Origin of the sequence: Vibrio sp. 10N.222.55.B11 (genome assembly GCF_041473705.1) — a bacterium.
GTDB classification, from domain to species: domain Bacteria; phylum Pseudomonadota; class Gammaproteobacteria; order Enterobacterales; family Vibrionaceae; genus Vibrio; species Vibrio crassostreae_C.
Genome location: NZ_JBFRST010000028.1, coordinates 258,484 through 280,973 on the forward strand (window position 1 = coordinate 258,484; position 22,490 = coordinate 280,973).

15 protein-coding genes and 2 pseudogenes are annotated in these 22,490 nt (G+C 44.3%); 14 read left to right on the top strand and 3 right to left on the bottom strand.

Annotation, left to right across the window (positions count from 1 at the left end):
- Window positions 1-1,782 (bottom strand): annotated as a pseudogene (locus tag AB4503_RS25730) (cadherin-like domain-containing protein); the annotation flags it as partial.
- A 186-nt stretch (window positions 1,783-1,968) separates the two neighbouring features.
- Here AB4503_RS25730 and AB4503_RS11570 point away from each other — a divergent pair.
- The 12 genes and pseudogenes from AB4503_RS11570 to AB4503_RS11625 form a co-directional block, all read left to right on the top strand.
- Window positions 1,969-2,331, top strand: coding sequence for a hypothetical protein (locus AB4503_RS11570; RefSeq protein WP_016793662.1), 363 nt, complete (start codon window positions 1,969-1,971; stop codon window positions 2,329-2,331).
- Window positions 2,332-2,333: 2 nt separating this feature from the next.
- On the top strand, window positions 2,334-3,683 hold the full coding sequence (locus AB4503_RS11575; RefSeq protein WP_372052464.1) for an HlyD family type I secretion periplasmic adaptor subunit: 1,350 nt from the start codon (window positions 2,334-2,336) through the stop codon (window positions 3,681-3,683).
- A 3-nt stretch (window positions 3,684-3,686) separates the two neighbouring features.
- Entirely contained in the window at window positions 3,687-5,918 is a 2,232-nt protein-coding gene (locus tag AB4503_RS11580; RefSeq protein WP_102332850.1) for a response regulator, read from the top strand.
- Window positions 5,893-7,317 carry a TolC family protein gene (locus AB4503_RS11585; RefSeq protein ID WP_372114712.1) on the top strand — a complete coding sequence of 475 codons (1,425 nt, stop codon included), beginning with the start codon at window positions 5,893-5,895 and terminating at the stop codon, window positions 7,315-7,317. The genes AB4503_RS11580 and AB4503_RS11585 overlap by 26 nt, the downstream gene beginning before the upstream one ends.
- Window positions 7,307-8,893 (top strand): ABC transporter transmembrane domain-containing protein, encoded by a 1,587-nt coding sequence (locus AB4503_RS11590; RefSeq protein ID WP_017060462.1) that lies wholly within the window; start codon window positions 7,307-7,309, stop codon window positions 8,891-8,893. Before AB4503_RS11585 ends, AB4503_RS11590 begins: the two co-directional genes overlap by 11 nt.
- On the top strand, window positions 8,890-11,028 hold the full coding sequence (locus tag AB4503_RS11595; protein WP_372114714.1) for an ATP-binding cassette domain-containing protein: 2,139 nt from the start codon (window positions 8,890-8,892) through the stop codon (window positions 11,026-11,028). Before AB4503_RS11590 ends, AB4503_RS11595 begins: the two co-directional genes overlap by 4 nt.
- Before the next feature lie 108 nt (window positions 11,029-11,136).
- Window positions 11,137-11,511 (top strand): hypothetical protein, encoded by a 375-nt coding sequence (locus tag AB4503_RS11600; RefSeq protein WP_017060464.1) that lies wholly within the window; start codon window positions 11,137-11,139, stop codon window positions 11,509-11,511.
- Window positions 11,512-11,724: 213 nt separating this feature from the next.
- Complete coding sequence (locus tag AB4503_RS11605; protein WP_372114715.1) at window positions 11,725-14,928, top strand: response regulator; 3,204 nt, start codon at window positions 11,725-11,727, stop codon at window positions 14,926-14,928.
- 10 nt (window positions 14,929-14,938) lie between these two features.
- The gene (locus AB4503_RS11610) at window positions 14,939-15,415 is read left to right on the top strand and encodes a hypothetical protein (protein WP_017060466.1); all 477 of its coding nucleotides are present in this window, start codon (window positions 14,939-14,941) and stop codon (window positions 15,413-15,415) included.
- Between the two features lies 1 nt (window position 15,416).
- Window positions 15,417-16,508: a sulfate ABC transporter permease gene (locus AB4503_RS11615; RefSeq protein WP_372114716.1), complete on the top strand. Its 1,092-nt coding sequence runs from the start codon at window positions 15,417-15,419 to the stop codon at window positions 16,506-16,508.
- Window positions 16,509-16,653: 145 nt separating this feature from the next.
- A complete protein-coding gene (locus AB4503_RS11620; RefSeq protein ID WP_371726260.1) occupies window positions 16,654-16,737 on the top strand; it encodes a hypothetical protein in 84 nt (27 codons plus the stop codon).
- Window positions 16,727-16,939: pseudogene (locus AB4503_RS11625) on the top strand (gamma-glutamyltransferase); the annotation flags it as partial. The gene AB4503_RS11620 and the pseudogene AB4503_RS11625, both read left to right, overlap by 11 nt.
- A gap of 147 nt (window positions 16,940-17,086) precedes the next feature.
- On the opposite strand, the gene AB4503_RS11630 reads toward AB4503_RS11625, so the two are convergent.
- Both AB4503_RS11630 and AB4503_RS11635 read right to left on the bottom strand, forming a co-directional pair.
- Window positions 17,087-18,127 (bottom strand): hypothetical protein, encoded by a 1,041-nt coding sequence (locus AB4503_RS11630; protein WP_372114718.1) that lies wholly within the window; start codon window positions 18,125-18,127, stop codon window positions 17,087-17,089.
- Window positions 18,128-18,214: 87 nt separating this feature from the next.
- Entirely contained in the window at window positions 18,215-19,546 is a 1,332-nt protein-coding gene (locus AB4503_RS11635; RefSeq protein WP_017071217.1) for an anaerobic sulfatase maturase, read from the bottom strand.
- Between the two features lie 137 nt (window positions 19,547-19,683).
- On the opposite strand from AB4503_RS11635, the gene AB4503_RS11640 reads away from it, so the two are divergent.
- Entirely contained in the window at window positions 19,684-20,472 is a 789-nt protein-coding gene (locus AB4503_RS11640; protein WP_017060470.1) for an SUMF1/EgtB/PvdO family nonheme iron enzyme, read from the top strand.
- A 165-nt stretch (window positions 20,473-20,637) separates the two neighbouring features.
- Window positions 20,638-22,320: an alkaline phosphatase family protein gene (locus tag AB4503_RS11645; RefSeq protein ID WP_102332856.1), complete on the top strand. Its 1,683-nt coding sequence runs from the start codon at window positions 20,638-20,640 to the stop codon at window positions 22,318-22,320.
- The last annotated feature ends 170 nt before the right edge of the window (window positions 22,321-22,490 follow it).

Below are 22,490 nucleotides of genomic sequence, written 5' to 3' on the forward strand. Positions count from 1 at the left end.
GATGTTCGCAGAGACCGTATCGGTGCCATCTGACACATCGAAGCCGAAGTTTACGTCGCCATTGAAGTTTTCATTCGGTGCGAAGGTGTATGTGCCATTACCGTTATCAGTAAGAATACCGTCGCCACCGTCGTAGGTCACACTTTCAATAGTAAGGTTGTCACCTTCAATGTCAGTAGCGCCTGTTAATAGATCTGCATCGGTGAAGATAAGCGTTCCATCTTCTTCAACACTGAACTGTTGATCTTGAGGTACTGGCAGGTCGTTAACTGGGTTAACCGTTAGGTCAGCTGATGCTTGAACCGTATTGGTACCATCAGAGATATCGAAACTGATATCGATGTCACCATTGAAGTTCTCATCTGGCGTGATGGTAAAGCTGCCATCGTCGTTAGCAACAACCGTTGCATCACCGTCGACCGTTAAGCCGCTGGCTGTTAGGTCATCGCCTTCAACATCTGATGCTTGTGATAGCAACTGCTCTTGGCTTAGACGAATCGAACCATCTTCGTCGATTGAGTACGCTAGGTCGCCTGACACCGGTGCATCATCAACGGCAGTTACACTCACATCGATGTTTGCAGAGACCGTATCGGTGCCGTCAGAGACATCGAAGCCGAAGTTGACGTCGCCATTGAAGTTTTCATTCGGAGCAAAGGTGTACGTACCATTACCGTTATCAGTAAGAATACCGTCGCCGCCATCGTAGGTCACACCTTCAACCGTTAGGTTATCACCTTCAATGTCTGTAGCGCCAGAAAGGAGGTCAGCGTCGGTGAATACAAGAGTTCCGTCTTCCTCGATTTCAAACGTTTTATCTTCAGGAACAGGCGCGTCATTAATCGGGCGTACCGTTAAATCAATTGCGCTGCTAATCGTTTCTTGGCCGTCACTGATGTCGAAAGTAAGGTCAAGTTCACCATTAAAATCAGCTGAAGGAACAACGGTGAAAGTACCATCACCATTGTCTTGAACTGTTGCATCATCACCAACTTGAACGTTAGAAGCAACAAGCTCGTCCCCATCTACATCACTTGCGTATTCGAGTAATTGTTCTTGAGTGAATGTTATGGAGCCATCTTCATCCATGATGTAAGCCAGATCTTGTTCAGCTTCTGGCGCATCATTTTCACTTTCCACTTTGATTTTAAACGTTTCGCTTACCGTTTCAGAATCAAAGTCATCCTCTACTTCGCTAATGGTCTCTTCGTCAGAAGCTTGAACATCAACTGCAAACGTCTCTTCTACTGTTTGTGAATCTAGCTCATCACCAACTTGTTGGTCACCCGACTCTGAAGATGTCGCACTCGGCGCTGCTGAAGTACGCGCAGCTTGGCCTTGTTCTTCATTACCTTCAGCGTCTACACCACCTGTCGCAGCCTCTGCGATATCACCACCTACAGCTTGTGCGCCCGCTCCAGCACCGCCACCACTGCCAGCAGCGTTATCCGAGCCAGCTTCAGAAGCGGCTCCACCAACTACATTGGATTGTGCTGCGTCTGAATCTCCATCGCTTTCTGGCGTCTCTTCTTGAACAGCCGCACCAGAAGCCGACGCATCTTCAGCATTACCTGCGCCACTCGGATTTTCGTCTAAAGCCTGATTAACTTCGTCGGCCGCATCCGTGTTTTCAGCACCCGTCGCTATTGTCGACGCAATCGTATTTTGTTGATTTTGTTGATTCTGCTGTTGGGAGGGCGTACCCGCGTCGTTCGTGTCCGTTTGTTCTACCGCGTCATTTAGATCTTCATTTTGGTTGTTTTGGTTATTTTCGCCTGCCATTACAGCCTCCGTTGCTACTAGCTAACTGATCGTATTTAGAGGCATTAAAGGACACCATTTTGAAAAACCAAGTTTTTATACAACATTTTTCATATTTTTCTTTTTATACATAAAGAATCAAAAAAAATTTGAAAACTTCCTTTAAACATCCTTAGTTATTGTGATTAAAGCAATTACGGCGGTGGAATGATGATAGACATGACGAGTTTGCTGCGTTCAATCGACAACAACCACAAAGGGCTTCAATTGCTATTAGGCGATTTTTATAAGGACTTTTCAGACGCAGCGATCAACATAGAGACGCTTCATAAAAGTGACCGTTTTGATGAGCTCAACAACTACTCAAAGAGATTAAAGACCATCTTAACTTTACTGTGCGATCAAGACTTGCCACCCAAAATGGCCAAATTGGAACATTTGAGTAAGCACGAATTCCCTGCACCAGAAGATCTTTTAGAGGATGTAAAAACTGAATTGCACAACGTCAATCGACAAATCAATCACTTGTTGGACATTAAGGAAGTAATAGATGACAAGTCATCGAGGTAGTCATGAGCAATAACCAAATAGAACACCACTTAAGAAAAGCGCTCGTCTCTAATAATGAGGCTTCTAAGGTCACAGCTGATGACACCATTGTGCTTGCAAGTGCCATGACCAGTGTTCACAAAACGTTGCTCATCATATTCCTACTCGCTTTAGTCGCTATCGCCGTGGCATCACAAGCGCGTATCGACATCGTCGTTTCTGTACGTGGTGAGCTGTTGTTGGAATCTGACGTTGAGAAGGTTCAACACCTAGAAGGCGGCATATTGGAAGAGATGTTAGTCCGAAAAGGAGAAGTCGTTTATGAAGGACAGCCGATCGCACGAATACGCTCACTAGACCGCAACACTCAACTTGATACCGTGAATACTGAAATTATTCAGATAGAGCTCGATAAGATTCGTTATGAAAGCTTACGCGACATGATAGAGCCTAACTTCGACGCTTTCATTGAGAAATACCCTGAGCAAGTTCAGGTCAACATGAATACCTGGAGACAAGAATTCTCTAAAAACCGTTCAAATGAAGAACTCATTACACACGATATTAAGCACAAGAACTCGTTGATCAGTTCAATGTTAAAGCGTCGCAAAAGTTCAGAGAATCAACTCTCTCTGATACGTAAGCAGCTCAACATCAAAAACACCCTCTATAAAGAAGAGATGGCGTCTTATGTCGACGTTCTTAACATGAAAGTACAAGAGTCGAATATGGTGCGTGAGATTGAGAACCTTGACGAATCTGTGATGAATGAGCGTTTCCAACTCGACAAACTGGAAAAGCAACACCGTGACTTGGTTGAGAATCGAAACTCTGAGTACCAAGCACAAATCATTCAAGCGAACAAAGACCTCAAGCTAAAGCGAATCTTACAACCGCAGCATTCCGACAAGGTTGATCGCCTAGTCGTCTACTCGCCAGTCGATGGTGTGGTCGATAAACTTCACTTCAATTTCCGTTCTGCTGTGATTCCGCCAGGAGAAAGTATCGCCGATATTGCCCCAATAAATAATTCGTTACACGGTGAAGCGAAGATCCCACGTAAAGACATGGGATTTGTCGAAATTGGTCAGGCAGTGAAAGTAAAAATGGATACCTATAACTTTGCAAAATACGGGTTTGTTGAGGGAACCATCGCCTCAATCAGCCGTTCATCATACGAAGAAGAAGACGCTGAATTCTATTTAGCTGAGATTGAAATTGACCGAAACTTTCTTGAACGAGGAGGCACTCAATACAAGTTATCACCTTACATGGAGTTTACCGCTGATGTGAAAACAGGCTCGCGTCGCGTGATCGAATACGCTGCGAAACCGGTGATGTCAGCCATCGAGGATGCTTTCGATGAGAGATAATCAATGAGCGGTAAACCTTCGTACAATATTTCCATACCCGCCCTACGTCTAAGCATACTATTTAGCGTGGTATTGGCTGCGCTCGCTTTCTATTTATACTTTTCTTGGTCAAAAATAGATTCAGTCGCACAAGTGCAAAGCGCCCCACTGCTCATACAAGCCCAGAAGCTTAATCAGACCATAGAACAAGATATTCAAACTCTGCAACAGTGTTTAAGTACCAACACTTGCGGCACTAACGAATTCAACCTGGTTAACTTGAAGCTTGAAATTGATGAATTTCGCTCTTTAGCCTCGTTGAACAAAACCGAGTTCAGCTTGGTTGGGGCAACTGAATACACACAACTGGAATTGGCGATTAATCGTTTCTCCGATAGCGCAAAAACACGTAACGACGTATTAGGCTTGTACCTTTCATTGACCAATAACTATCTGCAGATGGACGACAACTATCGCACCATGTTTAACAACCATGCAAATGACTTAATGTCAGAAAAAAACGAGTTCTTTATCTGGTTGTTTATGGTGGTCGTGATATTGGCTGTGATTACGATTCTATCCAACTCAGTTGCTATGTTGAAGCTAAAGAAATCCAGTTCTAACGAACGCGAAATCGACTATGAATTCGATGCCCTGTATCAAGAGCTGAAGCAGCTAGATTTACAACGTCTTGAAGAGCTTCTTAATGAAGTTAGCATCAACCCCAAGCAGCGTCAGATTTACTCTCATCTCAAACTTATTTTCAGTAAATTAGAAGACCAAAAGCGCAATAACGATCTCTACAAACAGTTGTATGCGCTGATCGGTTATGAGATTCGCGGAATTACAAACACCATCAACGGTGGCGTCCAATATCTGGTTCAAGAAACCGATGAAAACGGCGTGTTGATGGCGAACGATATTACCTCTGCGTGTAGCACACTATCTGAGTTAGCAGAAAACTATAATCGCTTGATATCACAGGGTACGGAAAGCAAGTCGAAAGAGTTCTCTTTACTGAGTGTGTTATCTGAATTAATGATTCATATCAGTGCCAAAGTACAACGTAATGAAAGCCAACTTGACTGTTTTATCTCTGACAACTTACCCAATCGTGTAGAAGGTCAATCCACCAGCTTGTTCTGGATATTGTTCCTGCAGCTTTCCAATGCCATTCAACTCAAATCAAATAAGAAACTGTTTGTAACGATTGAATCGGGTGCGGCTTCAGACATGGAAAATACCCGTGTCACCATCAACCTCAACTTCTTATCAACACTGGATGTTTCTGTTGCCAAGCTCAACAAACTCCATTGGAGCGCACACAAAGACCATACAGCCAGCACAGATGACTTAGCGAAAAGCGTTCTGAAGGATTACGGATATTACGAGAGCCACTGGTTCCAGTCAGGGGCTCAGGAACGTTTTCAGATCGAGCTTGATCTTAAGGCTAAGAACTTCCACACAGAGAAAACTCGCTTTGATGGCAAGCGTTTACTCTTGTGTGCTAATACTCAAGTTCGCATCGATGTGATGAAGAAAATGCTCAGTAACTTAGGGCTTGATATCACCGAGATTCGCACTGCAAATGAGCTTTTCTCAGCGGCGAAAACGTTCGGTGATTACGATGCGATTATGCTCACCGATACCTTTGAACCCAACAAGCTGCCGTCGTTGAGCAAGACGGTGAAATCTCAGCTTAAGAACCACCCAAATACCAAGTTACTGTTGTCAGTGACCAACACTCAGCAAGCACAAGAGTGTCATAGCTTCGTCGACAAAATCATCAACGCCCCTGCTATCCCTTATGAGTTCATTCCAAACCTACTCACCATTATGGAAGCGGAAGCATCGGAAGAACAGATGGAGAACAGCTCATTCCTGATCGTAGAGGATGACCGAGTTCAGCAGATTTTACTGAAACGAATCTTGACCAAGCAAGAATACGAACCAGACATGGTTGGCGATGGCGCCGATGCTGTGAAGCACTTCATGAATAAGCGCTCTGACATCATCTTCATGGATTGCATCATGCCGGGGATGGGCGGCATCGAAGCCACAAAACGCATTCGCCAATTCGAACAAGAAAACGAGAAAAACCCTTGTACCATCATAGGTGCAACCGCATTGACCAGCAGTAACGAACACCAGGCTTGTATTGAGGCCGGAATGGATTACGTAATCAGCAAACCTTATAAAAGCGACCAAATCATCAAGGTGATCAACAAGTATGTGGCGGTACAAAAACTTAACTAGCAGCATCATAGCTGCGCTTACATTAAGCACGACACCTTCAGCATCGGCGACTACCCTGCTTGAGGCGGTAGAACTCGGTCTGCAGAACAGCCTTTCTCTTCGCGCTAGTGATAAAGGGGTCGAAGAGAACGAGTACAACATTGGTATCAGCCGCTCAAAATTTCTTCCTTCCCTCAATGGTGCTGCCGATACCACATGGAACGAAAATGAAACCTTGCTATCAAGTGTACCCGATGAAACCTCTAGCTATAACTCAAACAGCTACAGCCTTTCGTTATCGCAATCCATATTCAACCTTGGTGACATTTTCAAATATGGGACAGCAAAGCTCGACTTCAATATCGAAGAGATTAAACACGAGAACAAAATCCAAAGCACCATCTCTGAAATTGGCTCTCAATACTTTGAGTATTTGAAAAACAACGCACAAATTAAAGCGACCAAGGTAGAGCTTAAGTCGTCTGAGACGCGTGAACATCAAATGCGACGCAATGTGGAACTCGGCAATACAGCCGCCAGTGAGCTTTACGAAGTGATTGCTCAGAAAGAAGGTGTGTCGAACCGATTAAGAACCTTGCAGAAAGACCGTCGCGTCATTCTCAACGGGCTATCGATTCAGATTCAATACCCTATCACTCCGTCTCAAGATATCTACGAAAGTGTGCCTTTAAAAGAGATAAACGAAACCGAACAACGATCAATCATGGATCAAGCGTTAAAGCTCAACAACGACTTGTTAGTGGCTAAGAAAAACGTCGAGAGAAGCCGCAGAAGCTTAAAAGAGAGCGGTTCGAACTTCTTACCGACCGTATCGCTTTCAGCCAGCTATCGACACGATGACGCCAATAACTTCGACAAAACCGACATTACAGCGACAGGCGAAAGTAACTCAACCAGTGTTGGGTTAAACCTAGCAGTTCCTATCTTGTCTGGTGGCTCTGATTACTACGGCTATCAAAAATCATCGACGGCCATCGAACGTACTGAGCTGCTTTACCAAGATTCGCTTTACACCACACGTAACAGTGTGAATACCTCCGTGCTCAACATTAACGATTTCTCGCAGTCTATAAGCAGTTACGAAAACATCATTCGCGCCAACTACGCGTCTTATAAAGGGATCCAAATAGCCTACCAATTGGGCACGCGTACTATCACCGACTTGCTGGCGGCGGAAAGTAAACTATTCAGCGCCTTAAGAGACTACGAAAGCGCACGGTACGACTACATCATCGAGACCATCAAGCTTGAACAAATTAAGGGAATACTCTCAATTCAATCTATCGAAAGCGTGATGCAATTAATGAGCGATATTGAGGGACGAGACAATCAAGATTTGGTGCCTAAACATCTTCTCTCAACGGAGTCGTTGAGGAAAGGAGGTCGCAATGCAAACTGAGCAGTTTTCGCAAAAGATCAACATGGCAGATAAGTGTTATCTGACTTTCTCAACGATAATATCGACCCTGTTTGGTTTGGTACTGCCCTTCTCCATTCTGATCATTTTTGACCGAGTGTTACCCAACCAAGCACAAGATACTCTGTTCTTATTGTTCGCGATTATCTTGATTTCTATCTTCCTCGACTATCACTTAAAAAATCAGGAAGAGAAGATTTCCTCTGTCATCATGAGGCAGTTTGAGACCAACTTAACCAATAAGGTATTTCAATCCATCTGTTTGGCGGAAATCTCTAAGTTCCGACGTTTGGAGCCAGGCGAATACCTAGAACGAATCTCAACCATTCCTGAATTGAAAACCTTCTTTGGTGGCGAATCGGTTCGAGCGCTTATCAACCTTGCCGTCAGCGTGATCACTATCCTCATCATAGGACTCATCAACATATGGGCTGGCATTACCCTTCTGATTGCCTCTGTCATCTTGGCTATTTTTGCGTGGAGCCTTTCCAAACAAAAGATTGGTAGTTTGCAGAATAAGTCAGACATCGAAGGGTTAACTACCTCCAAAATCATTGAGATCATCTCTAGCCCGCTTGATATCAAAGCTCGAAATATGGAATACCGCGTTGAAAGCCTGATGACACAAATGGTCGAAGAGCGCGAAGTTGAGAACATCAAATATGAGCAGATTGAATCTAACTTCAGCCTAATATTGGCGCTCATCCAACAGCTTTCTATTGCTTGTGTTGTTGTGGTACTGGCAACGGCCGTTATCAATATGGAATCTAGCCAAGGCATCATGGCCGCGATCATCATGCTAACCAACCGTTATTTTGCGCCTTACCAACAAGTGATGCGCACCGCGAGCCGTTGGGAGTTAAACAAACTCCATATCCAACGTATCGTTGACCTCCTTGAATTGGCCGCCTCTGTTGAACACCAACATGAAACAACAGAAGTAGAACGTATCTCGGTTAAGTATTCTGAAAAGCAGCGTATCGAGTTCGAACTCGGACAAGCCTATTTGCTGACAGGGAAAAGTGGTTCAGGTAAGACCCACCTCGCTAACTGTATTACGCGTCAGAACAGTGATAGCAAACTAGATATCATGATTAACGACACGCCTTTGGATGACGTCAATTACAACGTTTGGCGTAACAGTGTTCTGATGGTTGATAAGACCAGTTCGTTCGTAGAAGGGACGATTATCGATAACCTCACCTGTTTCCGCCCAAGCTTGAATAACACGGCGTTTGCACTGTGTGAAACCATGAACATCAAAGCTCAAATTGATGGGCTTCCTGCCGGTTTTTATACAGAACTCAAAGGCCATATGCGTAACCCATTCTCACGCCAAGTTGGCTACGCCCTATTATTAGTTCGCGCCCTGCTCGCCAGTAAGCGCGTATTGATATTTGATGACATCGACTGTGTGTTTGATGAGGAATTTGCACGAATGGTTCTCACCAGTACGGCTTATCGAGCCAACGACAAAATCTTGATCATCGCCAGTAATAAAATGGACAAGCTTAACCATCGCCTCAAACGCGTAAAACTTACCGGAGGTGACCAATGAGTATCTTAGTCGACTTCAATAATGTACCGCAACGTGTCTTGGATTTTGAATCCAGCGGATACGACGAACGTTACAGTCAATCGCCACTTATCCGCGGTTTGGCCTACACCTTGATAGCACTCGAATGGGAAGGCACACCCGCGATACTCAGCGATGCTTTTATTCCGAAACACAAAGACAGCGACAGCTTTACAGCAACCATAGAGCGTCTTGGGTATCGCTGTGATGTGACCAAATTAAAGACACTCGAGAATATAGATAAACACCCTCAGCCATGCTTTATTGAAATAGAGAATCTAAGTGCGATTTTCTTAGGCACCAAAGATGGAAAGTTGCTGCTGTTTGATTACACGAACAACAACACCATTGAATACCCAATGTGCAAAAAGCCCTGTTTGCTGATTGCGATTAGCGAATATTCTCGTCTGTTCCGCGAGCCACCTCCGGAATCGCAAGACAGAAGCAATTGGATTAAATACGCTTTCTATCGTTATAACAATGAACTTAAAAGCCTGATCATTCTCAGCTTCGTCATCAGTATTCTCGGTGCATTGCAGCCATTCTTTATTATGAGTGTATATAACTTCGCACTGACTTCGAGCTCCGAAGCCACACTCTATTGGCTAACCTTATTCGCCATTATTGTCGGCTTCTCTGAATACTTCTTTAAGAAAATGCGGGTCAATATCATTGCCACTTCCGGTAAAGACCTCGCCGTGCACATCTCGCAAGCCGTTATATCTAAATTGCTTTGGCTACCCTATTCGATGACATCTACTGCTGGGGTCTCTTCTCAGCTAGCACGTTTGAAAGATATCGATACCTTCCGACGCTTGGTGACCGCAGAATCAACGCTTAGCTATTTTGATATGCCGTTTGTGATTGTATTTATCATCGCCATTGCTCTGATGTCTGGTACAGCGGCATTAGTGGTGATGGGTGGTTTAATCCTGATGTTAGTGTTCTGTATTTACTCTCGCTATATCTACTCGCAAGCCACATCCAAAAGTTCGCGCGCCAATGCGATGGTCTCGTATCAATGGAACGAAATCCTTCGTGGTATCAAAACAATCCAAGGCCTGCCTTTACTTCGTGTCGTTCAATCTCGATTCAGTGCATCGCATATGCAAAGCACCAGCGATGCAGAGAACGTTGCCGTGACTAACAGTAAGATTCAGGCCGCTGGTGGCAGTTTGATTCAAGTGATTGGTACAGCAAGTATCGTGACCGCGGTAATCGGCGTGATGGAAGGTACTTCTGATGCGGGTGCCATGCTCGCAACCGTTATTTTGGTTTGGAAAGCGTTAGGCCCAATCATGGGTATCTATAACTCAATTTCCAAGTTCCAGTCGATCAAAGCTTCGTCCGCACAGATCAACAATTTAATGTCGATGAATGACGACAAATTAACCTTAGAGAAAAGCCCGCCTATTCGCCTGTTCCAAGGCAGCATCGTGGGCAGCGGTGTCAGTCACCGATACGCGGGAGCAGCAACCGGCTTAACTAACTTGGGGTTCAAAATCCCACCCAGTGCAAAAGTGGTCATTTGTGGCCCAACGGGCTGCGGCAAAACCACCTTAATTTCAATCATTGCTGGGTTAGAAGACCGCTATCAAGGCGCAGTCTCTGTCGATGGTTACAACATTAAACAGTTCAATAGCTACCGTTATCGCACCTCGATTAACTACATCCCTTTTAATTTGCATATTTTTGAAGGCTCACTCGAGACCAACTTCATTCTACACAACGGGCTGATTCCAACAGACAAGATGCAAGAGATGGTGAGCTTCTTCGAGTTAGATGAATGGCTTCCGGAAGGCTTAGCTACTCAGTTAAGCGTGGATAAATGCAAAAGTCTCCCGAATGGAATTCAACAAAAATTGCGTCTGGCACTCGGCTTAGGTAACTGTGAGCAATCTCTGATTATTATTGATGAGCCATTCAATGGTGCAGAAAATGAAAATGCGCAGTACTTTAACCGTTTGTTCAGCGATAAGTTGCTGAATAAAACAGTCATTTTTTCGACCAACGACCCTGGTTTGATCGCAACATCAAACATGAGTTTAGTGTTAGAGCCGGATGGAAATTTGAAATATTTTGGCTTAACAGACAAATACTTAAACAGCTTAAGCTAAAACCTCAACGCTTAATCACAATTCGCTATTTAGGGAAATGGATATAATTGACAAATTCATAAGCGAGAGGGATGATTCGCCCCAATACCACAGGTAACAAGGAAGAATATGTACACATTCGTTGCAGACAAGCTTGATGTAGCTTACTTATCCGCAATTCCTGAAAACCACCAACTTCAGGAGTGCGATGTACCTGAAGAAGAGATGGAGCTTCGAGAGATCGTTGAGGTTTGGTATGAGTCTGCCTTCCTACCCGCTTTCAATCTTCAGAAAATAGACATTGAGAACAAAGCAGAGCTCACCATCGTACAAATGCACGTATTCAGCAATGATACGAGCACACTCGCCTTCCTACTAAAAAACAGAGTGTATCGCGCCGCACTTAACAGAATGCTCGGTATTTGGACATTAGAACCCTCTGCAAAAACCGTATTAGAGCAACTTCTTTTCGAATTAAGCCTCGATAACAATCGTCCTCATTAGTAAGCTTTTTAAGTGATTCATCAATAAGCATAAAATTAAACAAACTGCCAAACGCTATAAATTACTAATAAAAGAACGCATTTCAAAATAAGCTCTGGAATCACAAGAACTTATACCTCTCCCACACTTACGTAAAATTTACCGTTTCAAAGTTTCCATATCGGCATTTTTATTCTACTGTTTTTATATAACGACAGTTGGATGGATCCTTATATGGCGATTACGGTTTGGAATAACCTTTCAGTCAAACATAAACTCTTTGGCTTAGTTCTACTTCCCATTTCATTATTACTCTTCCTAGCAGTTAGACAGGCTTATATATTAACGACTCAGTTAACCGATTTTGAACGAACCAATCAGTTATCTGTCTATCTTCAAGATATTTCTATTTTGTATAGAAGTACCTTAGCCTCTAGCCCTGAAGAGTTTGCTACTCAAAGCAACCAAGTAAAGGCAGAACTTAAAAACCTGTCTCCCATCATTTTTTTAGACGCATCTGATGAAATGAATCAACTTGTTGCCGATTTCAGCGAAGCGACCTTATCGACGATGCAAGTGACTGACACTTACGATAAATTGGATGCCCTCGAATGGCAGAGCGATTTATACAAGCAACTGTTACTTGAAGTAGAGAAAGTCCCTTTTGAAAACACTAAACGTGAAATTCAACAGCACCTCACTGCCCTTCAACAACTTGAGTGGTTGATGTTTTGGTCGAACGAAGAGTTCAAGCTTGGTAGTTCACTGATTGAGATCTTCCAAATCAGCCAAGAGTACGACCCAGAACTCGCCGAACAGATCAAAACCTTGAGTGAAAGACAGCAATTGTTCTTAGAGCGCTTTGTTTCATTGAACGCCAACGAACATCAAGTTTCTTTGATGGTTGAAGTGTTTCGAAATGATGTGTTTGCTCAAAGCCAAGAGATAAGAAGCGCGCTACTCGACCTAAATACAATCAGCCAACTGACGCCACAAGAAGTGTCTGTCGGCTTAGAAGCGATGAGCGCACGGCTCAACTTATTACAAAGCCTTGGCGGCGTAATCAAGCAAGAGTTTCAACAAGAAGTTGAGCAAGCCATCTATGACGCGCAAATACAACGAACCCTGTTTATTTCAATCGTCGCTTTGCTGGCAGCGATTGTTATGGGTTTAACTCTTAGCTTGGCGAGACAAGTCACTAACAACCTTAATTTGGTGTTAGCTTTCTTAAAAAGCGAAAATGATGACACGCGCCCTTCTTTAGATAAATTAATCCAAGGTAAAGATGAACTCAGTCTGTTTGCTCAGCAAGTTGAACGATTGACCATCGAACGAGAGCTCGCGAAAGAGAGATTGACGGTAGCAAAAGAAGACGCAGAGAGGGCCAAAGAGGATGCCGAACACGCGAAAGACAACGCAATACAAGCCAGCAAAGCAAAAAGTAGCTTCTTGGCCAACATGTCTCATGAAATTCGCACCCCGCTCAATGGTGTTATTGGTATTTCGGAAATCCTCGCAGATACGCCGCTTACACCGACACAACGTGACTATGTTGATACGATCGAAACTTCATCCCAACTGCTCCTTAGCTTAATCAACGATATCTTAGACTTCTCTAAAATTGAGTCTGGCATGCTATTAATCAGCCCGCATTCTGCATCGATTAGAGAGTCGATATACGACATCGCCTCTATTGTGGCACCAAAAGCGAAAGAACAAAGAATATCGATTAACGTTGATATCAGCCCAGATACACCAGCACGCGTGATGATAGACGATCACCGTTTAAGACAGATCTTGATGAACTTTATGTCGAATGCGGTGAAGTTTACGGCTGAAGGTGGCGTCACATTATCAATTCAAACGCTCAACAAAGCAGATAACAATGCCACCATTCGATTTGCTGTACGAGATACGGGTATTGGTATCGATTCACTGCAACAAAAACAGATATTTGAACCATTCGCTCAAGAAGACGATTCAACCACACGTCAATTTGGTGGTACTGGTCTTGGTCTAGCCATCAGTACACAGTTGGTAGAGCTGATGGGTGGTCAAATTCAACTCGACTCCGTCAAAGGTGAAGGAAGCTGTTTCTACTTCGACTTGGTATTGCCTGTTGACTTGATACTGCCAAAACCAAGTACAGCAACGGCTGATATTTATGTGCTGGGTAACGAAAACATGCTCTCCGAGCGAATCGAGTCCGACCTTAACCTTTATGGTTTGAAGGTTACCGATAAAACGAATGATATAACGGCAATTACAGAGCAGCTCTCCACTCAAAAACACACTAAACCTATTACTGTTGTTTTCGCCGAAGATGACGCATTCCTAGCTAATACCCACGCAGATAACTTAGAAAAGCTGCACCAAAACGGCATCACTATCTGTTTGATACGTTCCTTCTTAAGTGAGCCAGCGAATCTTGGTGACAGCGTTACTGCACAAGTCGCACAGCCCCTACTCGGCTTGCGTTTAATTAAAGCTATTGAGCTTTGTGATACACGAGGTTTGGCGGAACTATCAGAAGCAAGCCAGACATCAGTCGAGATCCAACACAAAATCCTCATCGTTGAAGACAACAAGATCAACCAAAAAATTGCTGGTCTTCATGTCGGTAAAAGTGGTTTTGAATTCGAGTTCGCTAATAATGGTCAAGAAGCTGTGGACATGTTCACCGCTAATCCTCATTACGCGGCGATACTCATGGACTGCATGATGCCGGTTATGGATGGCTTTGATGCAACAAGCAACATCCGAAGAATTGAAAAAGAAACGGAAGCGACGCGACGCATCCCTATCATTGCATTGACCGCCAGTGTCATCGATGACGATATTCAGAGGTGTTTCGACGTTGGTATGGATGACTATGTACCAAAACCATTCAAGTTCGAAATGCTTAAAGAGAAAGTACTCACCGCGGTAGAAGCTATGCCACTACCAGCTTCCTATAAAGCTCAACCTAAGAAACAACCTGCAACTGTCACTCCAATTATCAACGGGGCTGCGACCAAACGTACTTTGCCTGAAGAAGCGGAACAAAACGCAATTCCGAGTAAATCAGAGAGAATCTTGCTAGTCGAAGACAACCGCGTCAATCAAAAAGTAGCTTCTATCATGCTGAAGAAGGCCGGATATGCCTTTGAAATTGCAGACAACGGACAAATTGCCGTTGATATGTACCAGAACGACAGTAGCTTCGACATTATTTTGATGGATTGCATGATGCCTGTTATGGACGGTTTCACAGCAACTAAGGAGATTCGAGAACACGAGAAAAACCAAGGCTTAAGCAAAACTCCTATTATCGCGTTAACCGCTAGTGTTATCGATGATGATATTCAAAAGTGCTTTGATTCCGGAATGGATGGATACGTAGCGAAGCCCGTAAGAAAAGAAAAGCTATTCCATCAAATAGAAAGTGCGACTTGTTAGGAGATACCTCATGGATTGGATTAGAACAATAAAAACACTTCCCCGCAGAGTCATGTTGCCAGTCGCGGTAGGGCTATTAGGAAGCTTACTTTTTCTAAGCCCTGCTCACGCCGCTGAAGATTATGCCATATTTTCTTTAGACTCCGGATTTGAAGAGATATCAATAAACAAAGCGCGAAAGCTCTATAGAGGGAAAACTAAGCACCTCAATGGCAAACGTGTTGAACTGTCTGATTGGCCTGAGAACAGTGCCGAAAGAGAGGACTTTTATCAGCTTTTGCTTGGAAAAAATGCCGCTCAAATGAATGCACACTGGGCTGGTTTATCTTTTTCAGGAAAAGCGCGTTATCCAAGAGAAATCAAAACGGCGTCAACCGACAGCTTAGTCGACTGGCTTGATGACAAACCAAACCGTATTGGTTACTCCCCACTCTCTTCGGTTCCTCAAAATGCCAACGTTCTCTACGTTATAAGTTCGGAGAAATAATATGAAAAGAATAATTACGTCAGTGTTATGTGCCTCAATGGCCTCTCCGGCTTTTGCGAATATCGAACTTACCGATAATTTATCCTTGAGTGGCTTTGGCTCAACGTCTTGGGCAACATCGGATAACGATAATCCATTAATCATCAACCGCGGTTTTACTGATGAGAGCTGTTACGACTGTGATACCACATTTGGTGTTCAACTCGATTACTTCTACAACTCATTCAAAGCTTCCGTGCAAGTTGTCAAGCCACCCCAATATGATTGGAGTGAGCCGCAGCTAGAGTGGGCTTACTTAGGTTATGAATTTAATGACTTTGATGTCAGCATTGGTCGATTACGACTACCATTATTCCTTGCCTCTGAGTACTACTATGTGGGCCAAGCCTATATGACAGCAAGGCCACCGACAGAGGTGTATAACAGCGTTCTCGGAGTCACAGCTTTCAACGGTATAAAAGTGAGCTGGACTCATGATGTCAGTGATAAAGCAACGCTATTGCTCTCACCTTTCTTCGGTGTAAAAGACAAAAACAAAGTTGACTTTAATTCGAGTACAGAGCTGGAATTTGAAACCAACCGAATGTTCGGTGCCAATCTTCAATTGAGCGGTGAAAACTATCGTTGGAACTTGTCATTCCTCGACTCCAATTTTGATCAAACCGTTTCTGGCACGATTACAATCCCTGGGACTTCGATAACAGCTCCATTCAGTAGCAAACAAGGCAACCAACACATTCAACTTTGGTCGTTAGGTGTTGAGTATGAATTAGGTCAAGCGGTGCTTGCAAGTGAAGGACAGATCAGTGACATCTCGTCCTCGATGTACGCTAGTTTGGGCTACAGACTAGATTTATTCACTCCATACGTCGTTTACGGAGCAGAGTTTGATTCTCACGAACACCTAACAGGAAACAGCTACCTAATTGGTGTGGATTACGATGTGTTACCTAACGTCTCCATCAATGGCGAAGTGCAATATTTTGAGGCTCGTAAAGCAAACGGTGCCTTTGTTGAGAATTTCAACGCACTTACTGGTTTTGATGACAAAGATGCCGTCCTTTATACCATCATGTTGAGTTTCGTCTTCTAACCCAAATCCTTTTCCAATTACGCCAGACGAAACTGGCGAAGAGTTTATGGTAAGTGCAACGAATCCATATGTAAGCAGCACTGGGTATTCGGTACTCAAGCAAGGAGGTAATGCAGTCGATGCAATGGTGGCGATGCAGATGACAATGTCGGTGGTTGAACCGGATATGACTGGGATTGGCGGCGGTACTTTTGCGCTGTTTTACCAAAAAGACAAAGACCAAGATTGATCGCACCAAACCTTACGACCCAACGGGTTTGCTCGTCGAAAAGAAAACCTACGCCGAAATGTTAGTACCAGAGTTCATGCAGCTCGGTTATCCGGTGCATGTCATTCCAGTCGTCAGTGGCTTGAATGCCATTGAAGTCAAAGATGGCAAGATCTATGGCGCGACCGACAGACGCCGTGCATCAAGCTCTATGGGTGAATAATAAAACGAAATGGGCAAGTAACAGGCTTGCCCTTATTTTGTCTTTAGTTGCTTGAACCTCGTCTAAGCAGTTCATGGATGCGAAAAAGCCAGTCGAACGTGTCGACTGGCTTTTCATTATAGGCTTCGCTAATTACTCATTAGGATATTATGAGCTTGGCGCTACTCGTTTATCTTTCAACTGATCAATAACATAGTCAGGAGCTACTTTACCTAGCTCACCTAAGCAATCATCGGTCTTTTCATTTCCGTAGCGCACATAGATATCGCATACCGCGTATAGCTGCTCTGGAGAACCAGAGATCAAATATGCTTTCTCGAACGATTTAGTCGACTTGTCGATATCCAACTCTTCTTGTAATACCCCATTTAGGTACCAGTAGTAGCTGTTATCTTTCGCTAGCTTCGCAGCCACTTCAATCTCTTTGGCTGCCGCAGTTTTGTCTTCAAGGCGAACCAGAGTCAACGATTTCGAATAATGCAGAGCGGCGTTGTTTGGCACGCTCTCCAAACCACGATCTAATACTTCGACTGCTTGCTTATCTTTGTTCTGAGCTCGAAAATTATCTGCGTAGCTCAACCAAACTTGCGCTTCTTTTGGATGCGTATTGATCAGCTCTAGATAAACCGTTTCCGCCTTATCCCAGTCATTGTGCCAACGAAGCACATCAGCAAACAGTAATTGGTACTTTTCAGATTCTTGCTCTTCCAAGAAGCTAATAAGCTCTATGACTGGTGGTTCAATTTGTGCTTTCTGCTCGTCATCCAATGCATTGAAGTCACGGACTAGGTTTGACGTTGCCGTATGGCGAACCATGGTATCGCTGTCTTTTAGCAAGGGTGAAACTAACGCCCAGCGATGTTCAAGTTGGTAAGGTTCAGAACCGATAACCGCCGCTTCACGAACTTCAGGGTTTTGATCTTTTAAGCCTCTTGCCACCGCCACCAGCGCATTTTGGCTTGGATATGAAGCAAGCTCTTGCAGTGCACCAGTACGATTTTCAACAGATTGATTCTGATCTTGTGCCATGTAAGACAACTGTTGAATGCGGCTTTGAGTGTCCGTCATTTCAAGCACTTGATTGATATTTTGTGCTGGCGCGTCAACCGTTTGTTGAACGCTATTCGCAGCCATCGCAGACGTTGAAATCAATAAAGCAACAGCCGTCGCTAAACTCTTCTTCATCATAGTATTACCTTAAACTGGAGAACTTAGCCTGTCCTTAGACTCGTATCTGATTAAATTTATCTTGGACCTGTTGATCCAAAGAACGAGTTAAAACTTGGTCTCGAACGTAGCTTGTTGCGCCTGTTTTGCTCGATGCGCCATCAATACTGAGTCGCTGAATTTACCATGAGCAACCGGATGCCCCATCGCGCGAGCGATGTACGCCATCGACTTATCGACATGAGAAAAGAACTTATGCCAACCTGCACATAAGTAGTTCAAGCCCGGTTCGCCTGCACGAGTTTTGATAAAGCGGTTCTTAGGGCACTCACCATGACAAGCGAACTTGTAATCACACTGCTGACATTGACTGGTCAGTGTGCGGGATTTAGCAAAACCAAACTTTTGCTGTGGTGCGCTGTACGCCAAATCATCAAGTTTCTCGTGATGAATATTGCCAATTTTGTACTCAGGGTAAACATAGTGGTCGCATGAGAAAACATCGCCATTTGGCTCCATTGCCAAACCCTTTCCGCATATCTCGTTCAAGGTACACAATGGGTTCGGACGCCCAATCCACGTTTCTAAACTTGCTTCAAAATACTGAACAAACACCTTACCGATGTCGTTCTTAGCCCACTCATCAAATACAGAAATAAGGAAATTACCCCAAGCCAAATCCGACACACACCACGATTCCATGATCGAATCTTTATGGCCGGGGATCAGGCGTTTGTCGCCTTGTTTGAGCTGTTCGCTCACTTGGGATGTTTGTGGTGCAACCGTTCGGAACGTTTTCTGTTCAACGATAGGAATAAACTGCATTTGCGGTGACTTCACAACATCACGTAGGAAGCGATAGACCTCAAGTGCATTTTGACTGGTGAGGTTATTCACACAGGTAAGCGTTGCGAACTTCACTTGGTGTTTGTGCAGCAGCTCCACAGCCGCCATCACTTGTTTGAATGTGCCACGGCCAGCTCTGTTAACACGATAGGCATTGTGCAGCATTTCGGGACCATCAATACTCAAACCGATCAGGAAGTTGTTCTTCACAAGAAACTCCGCCCAATCATCATTCAGCAAGGTACCATTGGTTTGTAAATCGTTTGAAATCAATACACCTTCAGGTTGGTACTTTTTCTGTAGCTCAACCACGCGTTCAAAATACGCCAAACCTAGCATTGTCGGTTCACCGCCCTGCCATGAGAAGATAATTTCTGGCGTGTTTTGACCTTCGATGTATTGTCGGATGTAGGTTTCTAACGTCTCATCATCCATTCTTGGAGAACTGCCTTTCTTGTACTCCAACAAATCTTGCTTACTTAGGTAGTAACAATATTTACAGTCAATGTTGCATGCTGCGCCAATCGGCTTAGCCATGACATGCAAGCGCTTAGACGCTTTACCGTTATATTGTGGACCTTGAGTAATATGCATGATCTACCTACCTATTTTAGTATTCTGGACACATCATAATTCCTATTCGATCAGGTGACATGTTATACCCTTTATAACCAATAGGAATGACCTTAAACGTTAGAATTAGACCCTATTTCGAACATCTGAGGCACGTGATGAAATTTCTTAATTACAAACAGTTAGCAACAATTAGCAGCGTCACCATGACTATCCTTCTGAGTGGCTGTGCAAGCGTGCCTACACACCCCATCGCCCAACAAATTGACCAAGAGATGGTGTTGGTTGAAGGCGGCACATTCACCATGGGGTCGAACGGTCCAGAAGCGACCAAAGCAGAGCGTCCTGCACGTAATGTAACTGTAGATAGTTTCTATATTGCGAAGTTTGAGGTGACTCAAGAATTGTTCGAATCGGTGATGGGTTCATCTCTCAGTTATTTCCAAAACCCACAAGTTCCGGTCAATAACCTTAGTTGGCAGCAAGCAAACTATTTTGTTGAGCAGTTGAATGAATTAACGGGTGAAGAATACCGTCTGCCTACTGAAGCTGAATGGGAATTTGCAGCCAAAGGTGGCAATAAAAGTAAAGGCTATACTTACAGTGGTTCCAATAACTTAGATGATGTTGCGTGGTACTCAGCAAATTCTAAAAATAGCGCACATCCAGTCGGGCTAAAGAAACCAAATGAACTAGGCTTATATGACATGACAGGAAACGTGGGCGAGTTTGTTATCGATGCCTTCGATGACACCTTCTACCGATTCGGTCCAACAGACAACCCTAACAACGCAAAACACAGCGACGTCGGTTTATCACACAAATCGGTTCGCGGTGGCAGCTTTGCTTATGACGAAAATGAATCTGAAAGTTACCGTCGTGACTTCGCAAGCCAATCGATCACTATGTCAGATATGGGGCTGCGTTTAGTTAAGGATGTGAACTAGCTAACGAAGCGAACTAACTAAAGATGCCGAAGGTTATGGTTCACTAATCGTCACCAACAATACTAAAAATACGATTCGCACTGCACACACGTTACATGTCTGGCCAAACGTTGGAAACCTGACCAAACATTAGAACTCAGCGGCAACAGTGAATAAGGAAACTCTATGCAATACACCAAGCTTTCAGGACTAACCCTCGCGTTACTCTGCGCTCTCCCTGCTTCAGCTGAGGAAAAGCCAAATCTAGTCCTTCAAATCACGGTAGATGGCCTGCGCGCAGATCTAATCGAACGATATAAGCACAACTTCGGTGAAGGCGGTTTCCGGTACTTAATGGATGATGGTACCTACTACACCAACGCAAACTACCAACATGGCAACACGGAAACGATCGTGGGCCATGTGTCGCTTGCAACAGGTGCTCCACCGAGCGTACACGGCATGGTAGGTAACGTTTGGTATGACCGTAGCGAAGAACGTTTGGTGTATAACGTAGAAGACGGTAACTACCAAATGCTGACCTCTGGTGCAGGTGTCGATAAAGCAACAGAGATCGACCCAACGCAGAAGACAGCACAAGGCGATGGCCGCTCTCCAGAGCCAATACTCTCCACCACGTTTGGTGACGAACTGACGATTTCCAATAGTGGCAAATCAAAAGTATTCGGTGTATCAGTGAAAGACCGCGGCGCAATCTCATTGGCAGGACACAGTGGTAAAGCCTTCTGGTTCTCCAAAGCACAATCGGAGTTTGTCACCAGTAACTATTACTATGACGAGTATCCAGATTGGGTATCACGCTGGAACGAGAAAGCGATTGCTGCTCAGTATTCCAAACAGAAATGGGAGCTCTCATTACCGCGTGATAAATACACGTTGCAAGAACACGATACCGAACACAAAGTGAAACTCGGTGACTTCCAACGCACCTTCCCTCATCCTTATGGCCCGGCAAGTTACAAGTACTACAGCACAACGCTAACCGTCAGCCCTGCTGGTGACGAAATCACGGAAAACTTCGCTAGCACCTTGTTGATGCAAGAGAAGCTTGGCCAAGGCGACGTGACCGATTATCTGTCAGTGAGTTTCTCATCAAATGACTACGTGGTGCACCTTTACGGCCCTGAAAGCCTAGAAACAGAAGACAACCTTATCCGACTTGATAAGACTCTCGCTAAGCTTTTCAAAACCGTGGATAACCAAGTCGGGCTAGAAAACACATTGATTGTGCTGTCTGCCGACCACGGCGTTCCTGAATCTTCACCTGCGGCAAATGCACTTGGTTTCAATCAAGCTCAATACTTCAATAAAGACACACTACTCTCGAGTGGTGTTGAGAAACGATTGAAGGATGAATTTGGTTTAACCAAAGACGCGATTCGCTTGTACGCACAACCTTACATCTATCTGAATCATGATCTGATCGCTGAGAAGAAGCTTGATCTGGCTAAGGTCCAAGAAGCTATTGCGGATGAAATTGCAAAAGTGAAAGGTGTTGCGTTTGCTGTATCAAGTAGTGACATTGCGGCTAACCGAGTACCGGATACGCATGTGATGCAGCTAATTAAAAACAACTACCACCCTGCTCGTTCTGGCGACGTGTACGTAGTATTTGCACCGCGCAGCTACATTAACGACATGGAAGGCCTCCAAATTGCCTCTACACATGGTTCTCCGTGGAAATACGACACTCATGTGCCTGTGATCTTTGCAGGCTACGACGTTGAAGCTAAGAAGGTATCGCGAGCAGTCACGCCATATGACATTGCGCCAACGCTTTCGAACAAACTGGGTATCACCCAACCAAGCGGGTCAATCGGAGAAGTGCTGCAAGAGATCACTGAGTAGACTCAATCTCTAAGGTTTCGTGAGCTAGATTTCGAATCCAGCACCCACTCAATAAAAGAGCCGTTTATCTGTTTCTGACTCACTAGGTCGAAACAAATAAGGTTCATCGCGCATTAGCGGGAACTAAAAACAAAAACGGTAGTAAGTGACATGGTTTAGTCGCCAAACAA